General features: G+C 72.6%; 1 protein-coding gene. It reads right to left on the bottom strand.

The genetic code is table 11. The features are described 5' to 3' along the window. Window positions 1-408: ABC-2 family transporter protein (locus LPA54_RS40555; RefSeq protein ID WP_228985440.1), on the bottom strand; the 408-nt coding region annotated here is incomplete at its 3' end. Window position 409 lies beyond the last annotated feature (1 nt).

Genomic DNA, 409 nt, shown 5'->3' with positions numbered 1-409 from the left:
GGGCAGTGCCGTCGGGAAGAACAGCCCGCCCACCAGGAACGGCACCACCCCGCGCCCCAGCAGCTGGAACGCCGCCCGGCCCAGGTCGCCCGCCAGCCACCACAGCTGCAGATCCGCCGGCCGGTACAGGTCCACCGCGATCTCACCGGTGCGGATGCGCTCCATCAGCTCCGTCTCGACGCCGCCCCCCTGCAGCGCCAGCGCCGCGAACAGGCACTGCGCCAGCCACACGTACGTCACCGCCTGCGCCTGGTCGTAGCCGCCGAGGTCCGGACGCTCGTCCCACAGCGCCAGATACGTGTACACGAGGATCAGCCCGAAGACCGTGTTGGTGAACACCCCGGCCGCGGTCGCCGCCCGGTACGACGCGTACCGCCGGAACCCCCGGGCCGCCACGGCCAGGTACAAC

It is taken from the genome of Streptomyces sp. DH12 (genome assembly GCF_020873895.1).
Classification (GTDB): Bacteria; Actinomycetota; Actinomycetes; order Streptomycetales; family Streptomycetaceae; genus Streptomyces.
Note: the sequence above shows the minus strand (reverse complement) of the source record. Positions and strands in the feature narration are given on the sequence as shown.